At 43.9% G+C, this 20,063-nt stretch carries 16 protein-coding genes; 9 read left to right on the forward strand and 7 right to left on the reverse strand.

What is annotated here, in order from left to right:
• Positions 1-21 precede the first annotated feature (21 nt).
• Positions 22-468, forward strand: a complete 447-nt coding sequence (gene fcrX / locus AB4503_RS02255; RefSeq protein WP_017061956.1) for a ferric iron uptake transcriptional regulator FcrX — start codon at positions 22-24, stop codon at positions 466-468.
• Positions 469-630: 162 nt separating this feature from the next.
• On the opposite strand, the gene glnS is transcribed toward fcrX, so the two are convergent.
• Positions 631-2,298, reverse strand: coding sequence for a glutamine--tRNA ligase (gene glnS, locus AB4503_RS02260; protein ID WP_065583828.1), 1,668 nt, complete (start codon positions 2,296-2,298; stop codon positions 631-633).
• A 299-nt stretch (positions 2,299-2,597) separates the two neighbouring features.
• Positions 2,598-4,148, reverse strand: coding sequence for an N-acetylglucosamine-specific PTS transporter subunit IIBC (nagE, locus tag AB4503_RS02265; protein WP_032545860.1), 1,551 nt, complete (start codon positions 4,146-4,148; stop codon positions 2,598-2,600).
• A gap of 475 nt (positions 4,149-4,623) precedes the next feature.
• On the opposite strand from nagE, the gene nagA reads away from it, so the two are divergent.
• The 4 genes from nagA (at position 4,624) to asnB (ending at position 10,553) form a co-directional block, all read left to right on the forward strand.
• The gene (gene nagA, locus AB4503_RS02270) at positions 4,624-5,760 is read left to right on the forward strand and encodes an N-acetylglucosamine-6-phosphate deacetylase (protein ID WP_017062193.1); all 1,137 of its coding nucleotides are present in this window, start codon (positions 4,624-4,626) and stop codon (positions 5,758-5,760) included.
• Between the two features lie 2 nt (positions 5,761-5,762).
• Positions 5,763-6,977 (forward strand): ROK family protein, encoded by a 1,215-nt coding sequence (locus AB4503_RS02275; protein ID WP_017062194.1) that lies wholly within the window; start codon positions 5,763-5,765, stop codon positions 6,975-6,977.
• Positions 6,978-7,060: 83 nt separating this feature from the next.
• Positions 7,061-8,647: a cation:proton antiporter family protein gene (locus AB4503_RS02280; protein ID WP_017062195.1), complete on the forward strand. Its 1,587-nt coding sequence runs from the start codon at positions 7,061-7,063 to the stop codon at positions 8,645-8,647.
• Between the two features lie 235 nt (positions 8,648-8,882).
• A complete protein-coding gene (gene asnB / locus AB4503_RS02285; RefSeq protein ID WP_017066007.1) occupies positions 8,883-10,553 on the forward strand; it encodes an asparagine synthase B in 1,671 nt (556 codons plus the stop codon).
• Between the two features lie 78 nt (positions 10,554-10,631).
• On the opposite strand, the gene rfaH is transcribed toward asnB, so the two are convergent.
• Positions 10,632-11,138 (reverse strand): transcription/translation regulatory transformer protein RfaH, encoded by a 507-nt coding sequence (gene rfaH / locus AB4503_RS02290; protein WP_017062197.1) that lies wholly within the window; start codon positions 11,136-11,138, stop codon positions 10,632-10,634.
• A 501-nt stretch (positions 11,139-11,639) separates the two neighbouring features.
• Between rfaH and AB4503_RS02295 the strand changes: the two genes are divergently transcribed.
• Complete coding sequence (locus AB4503_RS02295; protein WP_017062198.1) at positions 11,640-13,037, forward strand: peptide MFS transporter; 1,398 nt, start codon at positions 11,640-11,642, stop codon at positions 13,035-13,037.
• A gap of 123 nt (positions 13,038-13,160) precedes the next feature.
• Here the strand turns inward: AB4503_RS02295 and hemH are convergent, their stop codons facing one another.
• From hemH to htpG, 3 genes are all read right to left on the reverse strand, one after another.
• Positions 13,161-14,123, reverse strand: coding sequence for a ferrochelatase (gene hemH, locus AB4503_RS02300; RefSeq protein ID WP_017063404.1), 963 nt, complete (start codon positions 14,121-14,123; stop codon positions 13,161-13,163).
• Between the two features lie 277 nt (positions 14,124-14,400).
• Entirely contained in the window at positions 14,401-15,045 is a 645-nt protein-coding gene (gene adk / locus AB4503_RS02305; protein WP_017062200.1) for an adenylate kinase, read from the reverse strand.
• Positions 15,046-15,432: 387 nt separating this feature from the next.
• Entirely contained in the window at positions 15,433-17,337 is a 1,905-nt protein-coding gene (gene htpG / locus AB4503_RS02310; protein WP_372113516.1) for a molecular chaperone HtpG, read from the reverse strand.
• A gap of 271 nt (positions 17,338-17,608) precedes the next feature.
• Here htpG and AB4503_RS02315 point away from each other — a divergent pair, with 271 nt between their 5' ends.
• The 3 genes from AB4503_RS02315 to AB4503_RS02325 all read left to right on the forward strand — a co-directional run bounded on the left by AB4503_RS02315 (position 17,609) and on the right by AB4503_RS02325 (position 19,490).
• Positions 17,609-18,517 (forward strand): transcriptional regulator, encoded by a 909-nt coding sequence (locus tag AB4503_RS02315; protein WP_010436705.1) that lies wholly within the window; start codon positions 17,609-17,611, stop codon positions 18,515-18,517.
• Between the two features lies 1 nt (position 18,518).
• The gene (locus AB4503_RS02320; RefSeq protein WP_372113518.1) at positions 18,519-19,034 is read left to right on the forward strand and encodes a regulatory protein ToxS; all 516 of its coding nucleotides are present in this window, start codon (positions 18,519-18,521) and stop codon (positions 19,032-19,034) included.
• A gap of 135 nt (positions 19,035-19,169) precedes the next feature.
• Positions 19,170-19,490, forward strand: a complete 321-nt coding sequence (locus tag AB4503_RS02325; RefSeq protein WP_017062204.1) for a SelT/SelW/SelH family protein — start codon at positions 19,170-19,172, stop codon at positions 19,488-19,490.
• Positions 19,491-19,514: 24 nt separating this feature from the next.
• Here AB4503_RS02325 and yfcE read toward each other — a convergent pair whose 3' ends face one another.
• Positions 19,515-20,060 carry a phosphodiesterase gene (yfcE, locus tag AB4503_RS02330; protein WP_372113520.1) on the reverse strand — a complete coding sequence of 182 codons (546 nt, stop codon included), beginning with the start codon at positions 20,058-20,060 and terminating at the stop codon, positions 19,515-19,517.
• Between the last annotated feature and the right edge of the window lie 3 nt (positions 20,061-20,063).

Raw genomic sequence — 20,063 nt, forward strand, 5'->3', positions numbered from 1 at the left:
AGATCATCAACAGGAAAGTATATGTCAGACAATAATCAAGCGCTAAAAGATGCAGGTCTTAAAGTGACCCTTCCACGGCTCAAAATTTTAGAAGTATTACAACAGCCAGACTGCCAACATATTAGTGCTGAAGATTTATATAAGAAGCTGATCGACCTAGGTGAAGAAATCGGTCTTGCAACCGTTTATCGAGTACTTAACCAATTCGATGACGCTGGCATTGTAACTCGTCACCACTTCGAAGGCGGCAAGTCTGTATTTGAACTTTCTACACAGCACCACCACGACCACCTTGTATGTTTAGATTGTGGCGAAGTGATCGAATTCTCTGATGACATCATCGAAGAAAGACAGAAAGAGATTGCTCAGCGTTACAACGTGCAACTAACAAACCACAGTTTGTACTTGTACGGCAAAAGCATTAACGGAGATTGCAAAGGCAATCCAGACGCGCATAAAGCGAAGTAGTAATACAGAACGCTGGCTTAGGCCGGCGTTTTTTATATGGTCACTACATAAGACGATTAATCGCAACTTATTCTATAATTGACGACTTTATTCAGATACAAAAAACCGGCTCTAAGCCGGTTTTTTATTAGGGTGCTTATCGAAAGCGAATCACTTTAGCGATTAAGCTTCAGTTTTACCCCATGTGTCACGTAGACCAACCGTGCGGTTGAAGACTAGTGCAGCTGCTTTAGAGTCTTTCGAATCCACACAGAAGTAACCTGTACGTTCAAACTGGTACGCTTGCTCTGCCACACCTTCTGCTAAGCTAGGTTCAACAAAACCATTTAGCGTAACAAGTGATTCAGGGTTTAGCGTTGCAGCGAAGTCATCAGCAGCGGCTGGGTTTGGCACTGTGAATAGACGATCGTACAAACGAATCTCAGCAGGCAGTGCTTTATCAGCAGATACCCAGTGGATAACGCCTTTCACTTTGCGGCCATCTGCAGGGTTCTTACCCAATGTTTCATTGTCGTAAGAACAGAAGATAGTCGTAATGTTGCCTTCTGCATCTTTTTCGATACGTTCAGCTTTGATCACGTAAGCACCACGCAGGCGAACTTCTTTACCTAGAACCAAACGCTTGTACTTTTTGTTTGCTTCTTCACGGAAGTCATCACGCTCAATCCAAACTTCACGTGTAAATGGTACTTCACGAGTGCCCATTTCTGGCTTGTTTGGGTGATTTGCAACCGTTAACGTTTCTACTGTATCTGCTTCGTAGTTTTCGATAACGATCTTAACTGGATCCAGAACAGCCATTGCACGAGGTGCATTTTCGTTCAGATCATCACGGATGCAAGATTCAAGTGAACCGAACTCAATCATGTTCTCTTGCTTAGTTACACCAATACGCTTACAGAATTCACGAATCGAGCTTGAAGTAAAACCACGACGACGTAGGCCAGAAATAGTAGGCATGCGTGGGTCATCCCAACCTTGAACTAGGTTTTCAACCACAAGTTGGTTCAGCTTACGCTTAGACATCACTGTATATTCAAGATTCAGGCGGCTAAACTCGTACTGACGAGGTTGGCAGTCAATCGTGATGTTATCTAGAACCCAATCGTACAAACGACGGTTATCTTGGAATTCAAGCGTACAGATAGAGTGCGTAATACCTTCCAGCGCATCAGAGATACAGTGAGTAAAGTCGTACATTGGGTAAATGCACCACTTGTCAGCCGTTTGATGGTGGTGAGCAAAACGAACACGGTAGATAACAGGATCGCGCATAACCATGAACGAAGAGCTCATGTCGATCTTAGCACGTAGACACGCTTTACCTTCTTCGAAGCCACCGTCACGCATTTTTTCAAACAACGCTAGGTTCTCTTCTGGGCTGCGGTCACGGTATGGGCTCGCTTTACCTGGCTCTTTTAGCGTGCCACGGTACTCACGGATTTGATCAGGACTTAGCTCGTCAACATACGCTAAGCCTTTATTAATTAATTCCACAGCATAAGCGTAAAGCGTATCGAAGTAGTTTGATGAGTAGCAAATATCACCAGACCATTCGAAGCCTAACCAGCTTACATCATTCTTAATTGACTCAACGTATTCAACGTCTTCTTTTTCAGGGTTTGTATCATCGAAACGAAGATTACATTGTCCCTGGTAGTCCTGAGCAATACCAAAGTTCAAGCAAATAGATTTAGCGTGACCAATGTGCAGGTAGCCATTTGGCTCCGGCGGGAAACGAGTATGCACGCTACTGTGTGTACCATCCGCTAAATCTTTATCAATAATTTGGCGAATGAAATTCGATGGACGAGCCTCAGCTTCACTCATCTATAGCACCTCTATGTATTTAGTATTGTCAGAGAAAGTTATCTTTCGTCCCCAAGAAAACGGTCGCTTATAGCGCCAGTCAAAGATAGAAAGATCATTGTTGCTAATCATCCACAATTCTTAGCCTTTGCACAATAAGAACCGTCCGTTAATTGCGATTATTTCTGCTATTCGATGAAGAATAGAACGAACCGTGTTCGCTGGTCTTAAACTGCAGGCACAAAAAAGCCTCCCGTGTGGGAGGCTTTCAATTTGACACTTACTTAAGAGTAACTTTACGTCTTAATTAAGTACTTCCCTTACTGTGGAAGTTTTACATCAGATAGGTCTTCGCCTGCACCAATAGCTTTCATTTCGCCAGCTACGATTTCAGCTAGTGGGCCTAGGATAACCTGTAGGTTGTTTTCACCTAGTTTAACCACACCTTTAGCACCAAGTTTCTTAAGAACAACTTCATCTGCAACAGAGCGGTCTTTAAGAGTTAGACGTAGACGAGTGATACAAGCGTCGATTGAAGTTAGGTTGTCGTGACCACCTAGAGCTTTAAGGTATTGACGTGCAAGGTCGCCCTTTGGTGCTTCACCAGCAGGAGCTGCAACAGCTTCGTCATCATCTTCACGACCTGGCGATTTCAAGTTGAAAGCGCGGATTGCGAAAGAGAAAGTGAAGAAGTATAGAGCACCGAAGCCAAGACCGATTAGTAGTAGTACGAATGGTTTAGTTGCTAGACCCCAGTTCAATACGAAGTCGATAAGACCAGCAGAGAAACCGAAACCGTGCAGAGTACCAAACATGTTAGCAACTACTAGAGACAAACCTGTAAATACAGCGTGCATTGCGTATAGAGCAGGAGCTAGGAATACGAACATGAATTCTAGCGGCTCTGTGATACCTGTTAGGAATGAACAGAATGCAACTGAGAATAGTGCGCCACCAACTTGGCTACGTTTTTCAGCAGGAGCAGCTAGGTACATTGCAAGTGCAGCACCTGGTAGACCGAACATCATTACTGGGAAGAAACCGTTCATGAATACGCCAGCGCCTTTATCGCCGCCGAAGAAACGGTGTAGGTCGCCAGATTTAACTGTTTCAGTTACTTCTTTAACAGTTGCAACAATTTCTGGGTTAACTGAGTTAGCAAATTCAAATGTGTACTCTTGACCAACAACTAAAGTTTTAGCTAGTGCAGGGTCAACACAAAGTTGAGAGAAGCCTTCTGCAGCAACTACGATCTCTTGACAAGAGCCCATACCGAACCAGAAGTACGAGTTCAGTACATGGTGTAGACCTACTGGGATAAGTGCACGGTTAAGAGTACCGTAAACAAATTGACCGATAGCGCCAGACGTTGAAACTGCGTGAGCAAGTGCATCTAGACCAGATTGAACAGCAGGCCATACAACACCAAAGATTGCGCCAGCAACTAGAGCAAATAGACCAGCCATAATAGGAACTAGACGTTTGCCAGAGAAGAATGCTAGCCACTCTGGAAGACGAGTCGCGTGGAATGCATTGTAAGAGTGACCTGCGATGATACCTGCAAAGATACCGCCGAAGAATGACATATTTACACTAGCATCGATGTTTGTTGCGGTTGCTGTCAGAACAAAGTAAGCAACTGCACCAGCAAGACCTGCTGCGCCGTTACCGTCTTTAGAAAGACCAATAGCTATACCCAAACCAAACAATAATGGTAGTTGACTGAAGATTGCGTTACCAGCAGATGCCATGAATGCGATATCGAGTAAGTCTGGTTGACCCAGACGTAGCAGCAATGCCGCAATCGGAAGCGTTGCGATTGGTAGCATTAACGCCTTACCAAGCTTCTGCGCATATCCTAGAATATTCACCAGTTGTTTCCCCCTATAGGATTTTTTAGAATTCGTTTGAGAAACTTATTTTAGTCGCTCAATTTAGTCCTATTCAGTGTATTCAATTAATTTTGCTCCGCAAATTAAAACCTTACCATTTGTGATCCTAATCACCAGTTTTTACCAAATCCAGAGGTTTTTGCTAGCGAGATCATAAAACTTATTTTATCATTCAAAAAAATGAACATTTATGGATAAAATCCAAATCTAATCATTAGGCAAAAAGATGGTAACTCCGGGCTTATAGAGCACCGTAAATAATCATTATTGATGGACCTAAATGTATAATAAAAATCAATTGTTCATATGTTTTTCAACAACTTAAATCGCTTATCATTTTGAAGCCGTTTGCCCATAAAAGATAAATCGTTACGTAAATGATGCTCGCAAACTAAGTCCGCATTTAGGTAACGAACGAATTTAAAAGATCTCACGAAATAAGGATTAGCTGACTATGTACGCGCTAAGTAACTGTAAAATTTACACTGGTAGTGATGTTCTAACCGATCATGCTGTTGTAATCGAAAACGAACTGATCAAAAAAGTCTGTCCTATCTCTGAATTGCCAGAAGGAATCGAGCTTCGCGACCTAGACGGAGCAAACCTAAGCCCAGGTTTCATTGACCTACAACTGAATGGTTGTGGCGGTGTAATGCTTAACGATGAGATCACTGCAGAAACCATGCAGATCATGCACAAAGCAAACCTGAAATCTGGCTGTACTAGCTTCCTACCAACGCTTATCACCTCTTCAGACGAAGATATGCGTGCGGTTATTACGGCAGCTCGTGAATACCATAACCAGTACCAAAACCAATCTTTAGGTCTGCACCTTGAAGGCCCTTACCTAAACGTTGCGAAAAAAGGCATCCATAGCGTCGATCACATTCGTAAATCTGACAACGAAATGATTGAGCTTATCTGTGAGAACCGTGACCTTGTTGCAAAAGTAACATTGGCTCCAGAGCTTAACGACCCTGAACACATCGAACGCCTGCACAAAGCTGGCGTTGTCGTTTCTATCGGCCACACCAACGCAACTTACGCAGAAGCGCGTCAAGGTTTCGAATCTGGTATCACGTTCGCCACTCACCTGTTCAATGCAATGACGCCGATGGTTGGTCGTGAGCCTGGCGTTGTTGGCGCGATTTACGATACTCCTGAGGTTTACGCTGGCATTATTGCCGACGGCTTCCACGTTGATTACGCAAACATCAGAATTGCGCATAAAATCAAGGGAGAAAAGTTGGTATTAGTGACGGATGCCACAGCTCCTGCAGGTGCTGACATGGAATACTTTATTTTTGTCGGTAAGAAAGTATATTACCGTGATGGTAAGTGTGTTGATGAAAACGGCACACTGGGCGGCTCAGCTCTGACTATGATTGAAGCAGTTCAGAATACAGTTGAGCACGCTGGTATCGCTTTAGACGAAGCTCTTCGCATGGCTACGCTATACCCAGCTACGGCTATCGGTGTAGAAAGCAAGCTAGGTCGAATCAAAAAAGGCATGGTTGCAAACCTAGCTGTATTTGACCGAGACTTTAACGTTAAAGCGACTGTTGTTAACGGACAATACGAGCACAATTAAGTATGAATGGCGGACAAATAGGTAACGTAGACTTAGTTAAACAACTAAACAGTGCGGCGGTATACCGACTTATAGACCAACAGGGGCCTATCAGTCGTATACAAGTGGCTGATGTAAGCCAACTCGCACCGGCAAGTGTTACAAAAATTACCCGCCAACTTTTAGAGCGCGGCCTAATTAAAGAGGTTGCGCAGCAAGCGTCTACTGGCGGTAGACGCGCTATCTCCCTAACCACAGAAGTAGAGCCTTTTCATTCTGTTGCTGTGCGTTTGGGTCGAGACTACATTCAAATAAGCCTGCATGACCTTGGTGGTCGTGAATTGGCTTTCCAACAGCAAGACCTGAATTATTCAGACCAATCAGACCTTACCCAAGGCTTGGTCAATAACCTCAAAGCTTTCATTGCTGAGCATCAACCAAAGATCGATCAACTGATTGCTATTGGTGTCACGCTTCCAGGCTTGGTTAACCCAACGACCGGTGTTGTTGAGTACATGCCGAATACCGACATCGATAACCTCGCATTAAGCGACATTATTCGCGATACATTCCATGTTGCTTGTTTTGTTGGTAACGATGTTCGTGGAATGGCGCTTGCTGAGCACTACTTCGGTGCAAGTAAAGATAGCCAAGATTCTATTTTGGTCAGTGTTCACCGTGGTACAGGTGCAGGTATTATCGTTAATGGTCAGGTTTTCCTAGGTCATAACCGTAATGTGGGTGAAATTGGTCATATCCAAATTGATCCGCTAGGCGAGCAATGCCAATGTGGTAACTTCGGCTGTCTTGAAACAGTAGCGGCAAACCCAGCTATCGTTGAACGCGTGCAGAAGCTGATTAAACAAGGCTATGAGTCTTCTTTAACAGAGCTTGAGCATATTACGATTCAAGACGTTTGTGACCACGCGATTAATGGTGATGAGCTAGCCAAGCAAAGCTTAGTTCGAGTAGGAAACCAGTTAGGTAAGGCTATCGCGATGACGATTAACTTATTTAACCCTCAAAAAGTTATCATTGCTGGTGATATTACCAAGGCACAAGAGATTGTTTTTCCTGCAATTAAGCGCAATGTAGAGAATCAGTCGTTAACGACTTTCCATAGCGGCCTGCCTATTGTAGCATCACAAATCGATAAACATCCTACGATGGGAGCTTTTGCTATGATTAAGCGCGCCATGCTTAACGGCGTGTTACTGCAGAAGCTTCTCGAAGACTAGAGAAAACAATTCTGATTTTCCGCGGGCCGTGTTTGTATAAACACGGCCCGTTTTTTTAAGCTAGGGAACTACAACAACAAGTTATGGAACTTATATTAATATCCACTGCGTTTATCGCAGGATTTATTGCTTTAAAGTGTCACCTTCCCCCATTAGTTGGTTTTTTGGTTGCAGGCTTTGGGCTTTTTGCCTTTGGCTTTGAAACCAATGACACCATCATTACTTTAGCTGACCTTGGTGTCACGCTGCTTCTATTTACTATCGGCTTAAAGCTCGATATCAAAACCCTACTCTCTAAAGAGATCTGGGCTGGCGCGACAATCCACAACCTTTTGTCCACTCTGTTTTTCGCCGTCGCCCTGTTTGGCTTTAAGTTCTTAGGTATTTCATCGCTAGCTGCCATGTCGGTAGAACAGATCGTTCTGCTCGGTTTTGCTCTTTCATTCTCTAGTACTGTATTTGCGGTTAAGACTCTGCAAGAGAAAGGCGAAATGAATGCGACCTACGGAACGTTAGCGATTGGTATCTTGGTCATGCAGGATATCTTCGCCGTAGTATTCTTAACGGCTTCTACGGGCAAAATACCTGAGTGGTATGCAATTGCTCTGTTTGCCCTACCCTTATTACGCCCACTGTTCTACAAAGTGCTCGATTGGGTTGGTCACGGTGAGATGCTGGTTCTTTCCGGCATCTTCTTCGCATTAGTCGTCGGTGCTGGTTTATTCCATTTGGTTGGTGTGAAACCAGACTTGGGGGCTCTTGTTCTAGGTATGTTACTTGCTGGTCACCCAAAAGCCTCAGAATTATCAAAGTCGCTGTTTAACCTTAAAGAACTTTTCCTTGTCTGTTTCTTCTTGAATATTGGTCTGTCAGAGCAACCAACCATTCAAGGCTTTATGCTCGCAATCTTGTTCTTGCTGATGCTGCCAGTGAAAGGTGTTCTCTACTTCTTGGTACTCAACCGCTTCAAGTTCCGTGTTCGAACGTCTCTACTTGCCTCGCTATCACTGTTTAACTATAGCGAGTTTGGCCTCATCGTTGGTGGTCTCGCCTTCAAGATGGGTTGGATGTCGGGTGATATCTTAGTTGCCGTTGCCATTGCAGTTTCACTGTCTTTTCTAATCGCTGCTCCTTTAAACCGAGCTGGTCATAAGCTTTATCAGCAGTCAGGTAAATGGCTAAAAGAGCATGCGTCAGAAAAGCTTCACCGACGTGATAAGCGAATTGACCCTGGTCGTGCCCAAGTGCTTATTCTAGGTATGGGCCGAATTGGTACCGGTGCTTATGACGAATTACGTACTCGCTATGGCAAGGTCAGCCTAGGTGTAGAAGTGCGTGAAGAAGCCGCGCACAACCACAGAAGCCAAGGCAGAAACGTGATTTCTGGCGACGCGACTGACCCAGATTTCTGGGAGCGAATTCTAGATACAGCAAACGTAAAGCTGGTGATTTTGGCAATGCCTCACCACCAAGGTAATCAAACCGCTTTAGAACAATTAAAGTCACGTAACTTTAAAGGCCAAATTGCGGCTATTGCTGAATATCCCGATCAACTCGAAACACTGAAAGAGAATGGCGTTGATGCGGCATTTAACATTTACAGCGAGGCTGGTAGTGGTTTTGCTCGCCACGTTTGCGAACAGTTAAATCCAAATATCAATAAAATCTAGTATTAGACAGTGTTCAACTAAACCTCTCAAAACTGCCTATTTATCGCACTTTTGAGAGGTTTTTGTTTAAAAAACCAACCGCAATTAAACATCACACACCAAAAGCACATAAAAATTAGATAATTTCTAACAGAACACCCTTTATATTATTTTTTTGCTCACATCCGGTTGCTTTTTTTAGCCAGAATGGCAAATTGAATGCAGTTGATTTGGAAATTATTTAAAAGGAAGTTCTATGTGTTCAGTATTTGGCATTCTCGACATTAAAAGTGATGCCGCAGCACTTCGCCCTATTGCTTTAGAAATGTCTAAGAAGCTTCGTCACCGTGGTCCAGACTGGTCTGGTATCTATGCTGGTGAAAAAGCAATCCTTGCTCATGAACGTCTTGCTATTGTTGGCTTGAACAGTGGTGCTCAACCACTATACAGTCAAGACAAAAAGCACATTCTTGCAGTAAACGGTGAAATTTATAACCACAAAGAACTTCGTGCACGCTATGAAGATAAGTACCAGTTCCAGACTGATTCTGACTGTGAAGTTATCCTAGCGCTATACCAAGAGATGGGTGCAGACCTTCTAGAAGAGCTTAACGGTATTTTCGCATTCGTTTTATACGACGAAGAGAAAGACGAGTACCTAGTGGGCCGCGACCATATTGGTATCATCCCGCTTTACCAAGGTTACGATGAGCACGGCAACTACTACGTGGCTTCAGAGATGAAAGCATTGGTTGAAGTATGTAAGACGATCAGTGAATTCCCTCCAGGTAGCTTCTACTCTTCGAAAGATGCTGAACCTCAACGCTACTACATCCGCGATTGGAACGAGTACGCTGCGGTACAAGGCAACAGCACAAGCAAAGAAGAACTGACTGAAGCGCTAGAAGCAGCCGTTAAACGTCAACTAATGACTGACGTTCCTTACGGTGTACTTCTATCTGGTGGCCTGGATTCATCAATTACTTCAGCAGTTGCAAAACGCTTTGCGGCAATGCGTATCGAAGATGATGAGCAATCTGAAGCTTGGTGGCCACAACTGCACTCGTTCGCTGTTGGTCTTGAAGGCGCACCAGACCTTATCGCTGCTCGTGAAGTTGCGGACAAGATCGGAACTGTGCACCATGAGATGACTTACACTATTCAGGAAGGCCTAGACGCAATCCGTGACGTTATCTACCATATCGAAACTTACGATGTAACGACGATTCGTGCATCAACGCCAATGTACTTGCTGGCTCGTAAGATCAAAGCGATGGGCATCAAGATGGTACTTTCAGGTGAAGGTGCTGATGAAATCTTTGGTGGTTACCTGTACTTCCATAAAGCGCCAAACGCGAAAGAGTTCCACGAAGAGACAGTACGTAAACTGCTTGCTCTAAGCATGTTCGACTGTGCTCGTGCAAACAAATCGCTAGCGGCATGGGGTGTTGAAGGCCGTGTACCATTCTTGGATAAAGAGTTCATCGATGTCGCAATGCGTCTGAACCCTGAAGATAAGATGTGCGGTAACGGTAAGATGGAGAAACACATCCTGCGTGAGTGTTTTGAAGACTACCTACCAGATTCAATCGCATGGCGTCAAAAAGAGCAGTTCTCTGATGGTGTTGGCTACGATTGGATTGATACATTGAAAGCAACGGCTGAAGCAAAAGTAACGGATCAACAAATGGAAGCTGCTAAGTTCCGTTTCCCTTACAACACGCCAACAACCAAAGAAGGTTATGTTTACCGTGAAATCTTTGAGGAGCTATTCCCTCTAGAATCTGCGGCAGAGTGTGTACCTGGTGGTCCTTCAGTTGCTTGTTCATCAGCGAAAGCGATTGAGTGGGATGAGTCATTCAAAAACTGTGTCGACCCATCAGGCCGTGCAGTACAAGCCGTTCACAACGATGCTTACAACGCTTAGAGCGTTTTGAACAAATCCTAAAGACTAAAAAAGGCGCATTATGCGCCTTTTGTTTTAAGCCTATTTTTATTACTGCAGTTATGCGCGAGCTTGTAGTGCTTCGTTCTCAATACTGATTGGAACGACTTGGCTGATCATTTTCACCAGCATAATCGATCGAGCCTCACCGTCTTTCTGATCGAAAATAGCTTCAACCCCAGCAAATTGGCCACTCTGAATCTTAACTACCTGTCCAGATTCAAACTCAACACAACAATCTTCCACTTCGTTACTGCAGCACTTCTCAAACTCTTTAAGTTCAAACACCAAGTCTCCTTGGACCTCGTGCGGCAGTGAACCGAACTTAATAAAGTCCACAACGCCACGTGTTGAACGAACGGTCGTGAAGCTAGGACCTTGCTCATAATCGAAGCGAACAAAGATGTAAGACGGAAACAGCGGTTCTTTGACCTGCTTTTCTTTCCCTCTCACCACCTTTTTGACTTCTATTTGAGGGTAAAAGCACTCTACCCCCTGATTCTCTAAGTGCTGCTGAGCGCGTTTTTGATCACCACGCTTACAGTAAAGCAAATACCAACGTTTCATTTAACTAGCCATTTTATATTTTTAGATATTTTACCACATGCCTAAAACGGTTGAATCGCCATTAATAAAATGAATCGTTGCTAACGAAAAATAATGCGTAGCAGACCAATTTATCAACAAAAAGTTATAGGTGTCGGAGTGGTTAAGCATTGTACAGAGATCATTTAGAGATCAAAAGACTCATTGTTGTAAGCATATGTATACCCCACCTAATGAGCACACCACTCCCTTTAAACTCAAAATGATACACCAGAGCAATGCATCTAAAGATTTTTATTCAACACGACTTTAATAAAGGTTATTAACCAACCAGCTCAAATCTGGAAAATTAGTTTGCAGCACACTTAAAATGGGCAACATTAAAAGTAAAGATGATTAATATCAATACCTTAGCTAAACCAAGTTGTCGCAACCATAAAATACGTCTATTGCAGACTTTTATCCCACTGTGTATACATGAATGACTATAAAATCTTTTAATACCTAAAATTAGTAAAACTTATGCCAAGCAACCACAACATCTTTGGCCACCCTAGAGGCCTATTTCTACTTTTTAGCACAGAGCTATGGGAACGTTTCTCTTACTATGCGATGCGCGCCATCCTTGTCTTATTTTTGACTGACACTACCCTCAACGGTGGACTGGGTTGGTCAACGAAAGACGCACTCGATCTCTACGGTATTTACACCGGTTTAGTCTACATCACACCATTAATTGGTGGCTGGATTGCCGATAACTACCTAGGTCAGCGTAAATCAATTCTGATTGGCGGTGTATTAATGGCACTTGGCCAATTTACACTGGCTCTACCTAACGGCTTCATCGGTTTAGACCAAGTGAACGCTCTGTACCTTGGTTTAGCACTGCTAATCAGTGGTAACGGTATGTTTAAGCCGAACATCTCAACCATGGTTGGCGATCTGTACCAAGAAGGCGATAACCGCCGTGACGGTGCTTTCACCATTTTCTACATGGGCATCAACTTAGGTGCGCTGCTTGGTGGCTTAATTTCAGGTGCTGCTGTCGATTCATTCGGTTGGAAAGCAGGTTTCCTAGCCGCTGGTATTGGTATGGTTATTAGCTTGATCATGCAAGTGACAATGGCTCAGTCTTGGTTAGGCAACATCGGTTCTGTACCTGCTGCTGCAAGAGCGAAAGCACTGAACAAATCTAAAGAAAAAGCGCCACTGACCAAAGAAGAGTTCGACAGACTAAAAGTGATTCTTATCATGGGTCTGTTCGTGATTGTATTCTGGGCGGGCTTTGAACAAGCTGGCGGCCTAATGAACATCTACACTCAACAATATACTGACCGTATGATTGGTGGCTTTGAAGTTCCTGCTGCGTGGTTCCAATCTTTGAACCCATTCTTCATCATTACACTTGCTCCAATCATTGCTGCGTTCTGGGTGAAACTGGGTAAGCGTGAACCCAACTCTCCTGTGAAGTTTGCAATGGCATTGTTCTTCTTAGCACTGGGCTTTGTGTGCATGATGGGCGCGGTAATGGAGCAAGGCGGTGACCTAACAGTGAAAACATCAATGCTATGGCTAGTCGGCGCTTTCTTCTTCCATACCCTTGGTGAGCTTTGTCTATCTCCTATTGGCCTGTCGTTGGTCACTAAGTTAGCTCCGCTTCGCCTAGCATCATTGATGATGGGTGCATGGTTTGGCTTCAATGCGGTGGCAAACTACGTGGCAGGCCTGGTTGGTTCTCACGTTGGTGAGCTTGGTGCTATGTCAATCTTCAGTGGTATTGCTATCACAGCAACGGTGAGTGGCATATTACTGCTGCTTTGTGCTGGTAAGCTTGTGTCATGGATGCACGGCGTAGAAACCAACATGACGCTTGAAGCAGAGCCTAAAGCTAAGCAAGCAACAGAGACATCTGCGGCTTAACTCTCAAGCTGTTTCAAAACGAAATATCCTGATCAAAAAGGGCTGCTCAATGAGCAGCCCTTTTGTTATTTGTATTATGCGCCTTAATGCTAACGATAAGTCATAATCAAGGCTCAGCATCTGTTAGCGATACAGCGCCACTAACTCTGCCATCATATCGATGTGCGAATCTCTGTCGTTCAGACACATAATGTAGCTAAAGTCCGAACCACCAGCGTCAATGAAAGTCTCTTTACACTGGTCTGAAATCTCTTCCAACGTTTCCAAACAGTCAACCGAAAAGGCAGGTGCCATAATGTCGATCTTCTTGATGCCTTTACTCGGCAGTGATTCAAGTGTCTCGTCAGTGTATGGCTTCAACCACTCTTCTCGACCAAATCGCGATTGGTATGTCATTGTGATATCGTCCGCTGACAAACCTAACTCTGCCGCAAGCAGCTTTGTTGTCGCTTCACAATGCTGAGGGTAGATATCGCCTTCATCAGCCAGTCGCTTCGGAATACCGTGGAAAGAACACACTAAATGATCGGCTCTGCCATTTTTATCCCAATGACTGCGGACGCTTTCAGCCAATGCTTTGGCATAGCTTGGGTGCGCGTAGTAGTCGCGAATAAAGCGATAGCTCGGGATAACTGGCATCTGCTTAAAGGCTTTGGTTAAACCATCAGAAACCGCCGCTGTGGTTGTACCAGAGTACTGCGGATATAAAGGCAGTACGATGATGTCCTCAACGCCCTGCTCCATCAGTTGCTCAACACCAGTCTTTAGGCTTGGGTTGCCATAGGTCATACCCAGTGCAACAGGCATCTCTAGCTTCTTCTGGAGCTTTTCAGCTTGTCTTTGAGAGTACACAAGCAGTGGTGAGCCTTCATCCATCCAGACAGACTGATACAGCTTAGCAACTTTAGGCGAGCGAATCGGTAAAATCACCCCATGTAATATAGGACACCAAAGCCAACGCGTTAGGTTTACAACTCGCTTGTCGTGTAAGAATTCACTCAAAAATCGACGAACGCCAGCGGGGGTCGCCGAATCTGGAGTTCCTAAGTTCACCAGTAAAACACCCTGCTTTTTATTATTTTCCATAGATACCTGAGACCAATATGTGATTTTCTGGAAAGTAATATACTAATCTGCATAAGTTTAAGATCATTGCGCCTCAATGAAAGTCTGAATAATCACTCTTCATATGAGATACACAACATCCACTCTCAATTGCTAGCCACTGCCATCGGGTCTGAACCGTTCTGAATCATGTGCAATCAAATTATCTAGATTGGTATCGTACTAAAAATTGAAACAAAAAAAGCGACCCTTAAGGTCGCTTCCAATATATCAAATTCTAAAACTGGCTGTTAGCCAATTATGCTAGTGCTTTCTCAAGTTCTGCACTAACTTCAGCAACTTGCTTAGTACCATCAAACTTAAGGTACTGAGTGTTGCCTGCTTCAGCTTCTTTACCGTAGTAAGAGATTAGCGGAGCTGTTTGATCGTGGTATACACCTAGACGTGCACGAACTGTTTCTTCTTTGTCGTCATCACGTACCACTAGGTCTTCACCCGTTACGTCATCTTTACCTTCTTCTTTAGGCGGATTGTACACAGTGTGGTATGTACGACCAGAAGGAAGGTGAGCACGACGACCAGCCATACGCTCAACAATCACATCGTCAGCTACGTCAAATTCAACAACGTAATCAACAGCGATGCCCATTTCTTTTAGGCCATCAGCTTGTGGGATTGTGCGTGGGAAACCGTCTAGTAGGAAACCTTTCTCACAGTCATCTTGAGCGATACGCTCTTTGATAAGACCAAGGATAATTTCATCAGAAACTAGCTGACCAGCGTCGATTACTGATTTTGCTTGCTTACCAAGCTCAGTACCCGCTTTGATAGCAGCACGTAGCATGTCACCAGTTGAAATTTGAGGGATACCAAATTTGTTCATGATGAAGTTAGCTTGAGTACCTTTACCCGCGCCAGGAGCACCTAGAAGAATGATGCGCATGTTTAATCCTCTTATAAAATTATGATTTATACCGAAGCTCACTATCCCTCCATTCTTGCTCATTTTTAGGATGAACAGAAAGCGTTAAGTAACCATTGAGGCTAAGCAAAACTGTGAACAGAAGCAAAACGGTAAGTTTCGGTATAACGTTTAAAAATCATACAACTGGAATAGTCGCTTCTTAGCCCCAGCTGATTAGGTCGAGCATTCTATCACATTAATATTCAATTTGGCTGAATTTACGACTAAAGAATGCATCGACAACATTTGTTGTGACGATAACGGTGACGTTGACCACGTTAGGTCAATTTTCAACGACGTTCATAAAAAAAGCCCGCATTTGCGAGCTTTTTATTGTAATTGTTGGCTTAACCTAAAGTCGAAAGACTAACGCTTTGTTAGTAGCTCGTTGATTGCACCCAAGAATTGTGACGGATCTTCCATTGAGCCCTTTTCAGCCAGCATCGCTTGACCAAGTAGCAACTCAACCCAACGACCAAACGCTTGCTCGTCTGCTTCGTCAGCCATTTGTTTAACCAGTGCGTGCTCAGGGTTAATCTCGAAGATGTACTTCACTTCCGGTGCCGCTTGACCCGCAGCTTCAAGAAGCTTCGCCATTTGCGTGCCCATTTCGAAGTCGTCAGTCACAACAACCGCAGGTGTTGTTGCTAGCTTGAAGGTCGTACGAACTTCTTTAACACGACCACCTAGGTAAGATTGAGTGCGCTCTACAACAGATTTGAACTCTTCTTCTGTCTCTTTTTGCTTCTCTTTCTCTTCTTCACCTTCAAACTTGCTTAGGTCTAAGCCTGCTTTAGTGATCGATTGGAACTGTTTACCGTCGAAGTCAGTCAGGTAGTTCATTACGTACTCATCAATACGATCGTACATTAGAACCACTTCAATACCTTTAGCTTTGAACTGCTCCAAGTGTGGGCTGTTCTTAGCGGCAGCGTAGCTATCTGCTGTCAGGTAGTAAATCTTATCTTGGCCTTCTTTCATGCGCTCAACGTAAGATTCTAGGCTGATGGTTTGTTCAGCAGAATCCACTTCCGTTGACGAGAAACGAAGTAGACCAGCGATCTTCTCTTTGTTCGCCATATCTTCAGCCGGGCCTTCTTTCAATACTAGGCCGAACTCTTTCCAAAACTCTAGGTACTTATCATTGTCATTCTTCGCCATGCGCTCAAGCATAGTCAGTACACGCTTGGTACATGCGCCACGAAGAGACTGAGTTACCTTGTTGTCTTGCAGGATTTCACGAGACACGTTCAATGGCAGATCGTTTGAGTCAATCAAGCCACGAACGAAACGCATGTAAGATGGCATGAACTGCTCTGCGTCATCCATGATGAATACACGCTGCACGTAAAGTTTCAAGCCACTCTTGTGGTCACGGTTCATCATGTCCCAAGGTGCTTTCGCTGGGATGTAAAGCAGGCTTGTGTAATCGTTCTTACCTTCAACCTTGTTGTGGCTCCAGGTTAGTGGATCAGCAAAGTCGTGAGATACGTGCTTGTAAAACTCTTGGTACTCTTCTTTCTCGATATCAGATTTATTACGAGTCCAAAGCGCTTGCGCCTTATTGATCTGTTCCCAATGTTTCTCTTCGGTGTCTTTACCTTCGTCATCTTTCACGGCTGTGAAGATAGAAACCGGGATACCGATGTGGTCAGAGTATTTACCGATCACTTCACGCAAACGCCATTCATTTAAGAACTCTTTGCCGTCTTCACGCATATGAAGAATGATGTCGGTACCGCGAGACTCTTTAGTGATGTCTTCAATGGTGTAATCACCTTCACCTGCAGAGTGCCATTGAACGGCTTCATTGCTCGCTAGGCCCGCTGCACGAGTGCGAACAGTTACTGCGTCTGCCACGATAAATGCAGAATAAAAACCAACACCAAATTGACCGATCAGCTGAGAGTCTTTGCTCTGATCTTCAGACAACTTTGAGAAAAAGTCTGCAGTGCCTGACTTAGCAATCGTACCTAAATGCTCAATAACGTTGTCGCGGCTCATGCCGATACCGTTGTCAGAAATCGTTAAAGTATTTGCTTCCGCATTAAACGACAGTTTAACACCTAGATCCGCGTCACCTTGGTAGAGGTCACCATTCGATAGCGCTTGAAAACGAAGCTTGTCAGCCGCGTCAGATGCGTTAGAAATCAACTCTCGTAGGAAAATTTCTTTGTTTGAATACAGTGAGTGAATCATCAGATGAAGTAGCTGTTTTACTTCAGATTGAAAGCCACGAGTCTCTTTATTTTGCGTTGCCGTTTCGCTCATTTTTACTCCAAAACATCTATACTTTATGTTGAACAAATACAGGGGCGTTATATTGAATACCTCTCATATGTTCATTAACATGAGGATGACAATTGTAAATTCAAGGTCAAAAATCATAAAAACACTGTTTTTTTGATCTGTTTTTATTATCCTTGAGCCTGATAAATATAAAAGAACATAAAAGAAGCCATAATTTGGTGAAGAATCAGACGAACTTCACCTCTAATTTGTCTATTTCGCACCCAAAATCATCCAAAAATAGAAGAATTCAATGAGCAATATCGGCACAAAGTTTATTCTCGCACAGCGGTTCGTATTCGATCCAAATAGCAATTCACTTGTTGACCAAATGAGCGACGGCGAAGTCGTACGTCTTGGTAGCAATGAAAGCCGCATTCTCCTAATGCTGTCAGAAAGGCCCAATGAAGTTATCACTCGCAATGAATTGCACGAATATGTTTGGCGAGACCAAGGCTTTGAGGTCGATGACTCAAGCTTAACGCAAGCAGTATCGACACTGAGAAAGATGCTGAAAGACTCGACCAAATCTCCAGAGTTCGTTAAGACCGTTCCAAAACGGGGTTACCAATTTATTGCCACTGTTGAGCGTTCTGCACCACTTTCATCAAGTGACCAGTCAATGATGACTGAAATTGCAGAAAATGACGTCGAACCAATCTTGACATTTGCACATACTACGACGACCGAAGATATCGCATCTGAAACCATAGAACTAACACCAATCACGAAAATTCAAGAGACAAAAGTTGAGGTCGAGCCAACCATAACGCCCGTTTTAGCTTCGACCAACAACAATAAATGGCTAACGTTTTCGTTACTGCTTGCAGCTTTCATCATGCCTATTCTGGTTTTGACGTTTACTAATCCTGCAGAATCAGAGTTTCGCACGTTAGCTGAGGTTGACGGCGTGAAAGTACAATCACCAATCAATCACCCTGATCTATCCAGTTGGCTACCAGCCATAGAAAAATGTGTGTTGCATTACAATACCAATCACACAGGAATGCTAAAGCCAGCTGAAGTGATTGCGACAGGCGGTCAAACCAATAATCTTGCTCTTAACTATATTCACCCTCAAGAATATTCGAGTGAAAATGTAACCCTTAGAATTTACGCTAACCAGGCGGATTTAAACGACATATGTAAAGGTAATCAGTAATATGAAATTAAAAGTATCCATTATTTTACTGGTCCTTTCTGCATTCCTAAGTGGTTGGTTGTATTGGGGAAGTGATGCAAAAGTCGAGCGACTACTTACTCAGCACGAGTGGCAGTCAAAAATGGTGACTCTTATCACTGACAACAAACAAGCTGACTCGATTGGCCCACTTCGTAAGGTTGAACTATCTTCCAACGCAAAATACTTACCTAATGGCACTTACTTAAGAATGTCGATAGTTAGGCTATATAGCACACAAACTGCACCGGCGAATGTGATCAACATTTCAGAGACGGGTCAATGGGATATCAATGACAACTACTTACTTGTCTCTCCTACTGAGTTTAAGGATGTGACTTCGGCCCAGCGCCAAGATTTCTCTGAAGAGCAGCTAAACCTAATCACTCAGGTTATCAAGATGGATGCAGAACAGAGCCGTCGAATTGATATTGTTAACCCGAAGGCACTGCTACTGACTAGCTTAAATCATGGTTCTACCGTATTGTTTTCAAACTAAGATTGGATCGCTATTTACTGTTTATGAATAGCTGAATACCATGAAACGGTAAACCAATAGAAAAAAGGGGCATGAAGCCCCTTTTTTGTTAGCCGTTGGTATCAAATTACGGATGTAGCATTTTAAGGATTAACCATGAAAACGGAACAACCTAATCTGGCGCCAGCGAAAGAGACAGCAACAAAAGCCACAATCGCGATACACTATTGCCGTCAATGCAATTGGATGCTTCGCTCTAGTTGGTTATGCCAAGAGCTACTGCATACCTTCAGCGAAGAAATTGAACAAGTGAGCTTACACCCAGACACAGGAGGCAGGTTCGAAATCTTTTGTAATGGTGTGCAGATTTGGGAAAGAAAAGCAGATGACGGTTTTCCAGAGGCGAAAGTTCTGAAGCAAAGAGTACGAAACATCATTGCTCCAGACAGAGATCTCGGCCACGTGGACTCAAAATAAGCCTTTCACAGCCGATCCAATGATTTAAAGCTGACCACTCACGAGAACATCACCTTCAAGGCTAATGACTTTGAAGGTATTGTTTTCATAGATGCCATAGCTTGCCGCGTGTCCCTCTCGTGGGAATGTCACCGAGCTAGGGTTAAAGATAAAGATGTCATCTTGGTATTCGGCGACAGGAATATGGGTATGACCGTGTGCAATGATATCGCCCGCCTTCAACGCAGAGCGTTTATTGGTGTTGTACAAATGGCCATGCGTTAGGAAGATACGCTGGCCTGATTCTAATAGCACCCACGAGTAATCCATCATCATTGGAAAAGACAACAACATCTGATCCACTTCGCTATCGCAGTTACCACGAACGGCAATGATCTCTTGAGAAAACGCATTCAACTTATCTGCAACCGCCGGCGGGTTATACCCTTCTGGGATCGGGTTTCTTGGTCCATGATTCAGAATGTCACCCAATAGAACTAAATATTGCGCACCAGACGCTTGGTAGAGTTCTAATACCTTTTCTGTTGCTGGCAGCGAACCGTGTAGGTCTGAAGCAAAAAATAATTTCACACG

Origin of the sequence: Vibrio sp. 10N.222.55.B11, from assembly GCF_041473705.1 — a bacterium.
Lineage (GTDB): Bacteria > Pseudomonadota > Gammaproteobacteria > Enterobacterales > Vibrionaceae > Vibrio > Vibrio crassostreae_C.

What these genes read in the sequence shown, in the direction of transcription:
- AB4503_RS02325 (WP_017062204.1), top strand. Translation starts at nt 19,170, where the DNA reads ATGAAAACGGAACAACCTAATCTGGCGCCAGCGAAAGAGACAGCAACA.
- asnB (WP_017066007.1), top strand. Translation starts at nt 8,883, where the DNA reads ATGTGTTCAGTATTTGGCATTCTCGACATTAAAAGTGATGCCGCAGCA.
- htpG (WP_372113516.1), bottom strand. Translation starts at nt 17,337, where the DNA reads ATGAGCGAAACGGCAACGCAAAATAAAGAGACTCGTGGCTTTCAATCT.
- glnS (WP_065583828.1), bottom strand. Translation starts at nt 2,298, where the DNA reads ATGAGTGAAGCTGAGGCTCGTCCATCGAATTTCATTCGCCAAATTATT.
- AB4503_RS02280 (WP_017062195.1), top strand. Translation starts at nt 7,061, where the DNA reads ATGGAACTTATATTAATATCCACTGCGTTTATCGCAGGATTTATTGCT.
- rfaH (WP_017062197.1), bottom strand. Translation starts at nt 11,138, where the DNA reads ATGAAACGTTGGTATTTGCTTTACTGTAAGCGTGGTGATCAAAAACGC.
- fcrX (WP_017061956.1), top strand. Translation starts at nt 22, where the DNA reads ATGTCAGACAATAATCAAGCGCTAAAAGATGCAGGTCTTAAAGTGACC.
- AB4503_RS02320 (WP_372113518.1), top strand. Translation starts at nt 18,519, where the DNA reads ATGAAATTAAAAGTATCCATTATTTTACTGGTCCTTTCTGCATTCCTA.
- hemH (WP_017063404.1), bottom strand. Translation starts at nt 14,123, where the DNA reads ATGGAAAATAATAAAAAGCAGGGTGTTTTACTGGTGAACTTAGGAACT.
- nagA (WP_017062193.1), top strand. Translation starts at nt 4,624, where the DNA reads ATGTACGCGCTAAGTAACTGTAAAATTTACACTGGTAGTGATGTTCTA.
- AB4503_RS02295 (WP_017062198.1), top strand. Translation starts at nt 11,640, where the DNA reads ATGCCAAGCAACCACAACATCTTTGGCCACCCTAGAGGCCTATTTCTA.
- AB4503_RS02315 (WP_010436705.1), top strand. Translation starts at nt 17,609, where the DNA reads ATGAGCAATATCGGCACAAAGTTTATTCTCGCACAGCGGTTCGTATTC.
- AB4503_RS02275 (WP_017062194.1), top strand. Translation starts at nt 5,763, where the DNA reads ATGAATGGCGGACAAATAGGTAACGTAGACTTAGTTAAACAACTAAAC.
- adk (WP_017062200.1), bottom strand. Translation starts at nt 15,045, where the DNA reads ATGCGCATCATTCTTCTAGGTGCTCCTGGCGCGGGTAAAGGTACTCAA.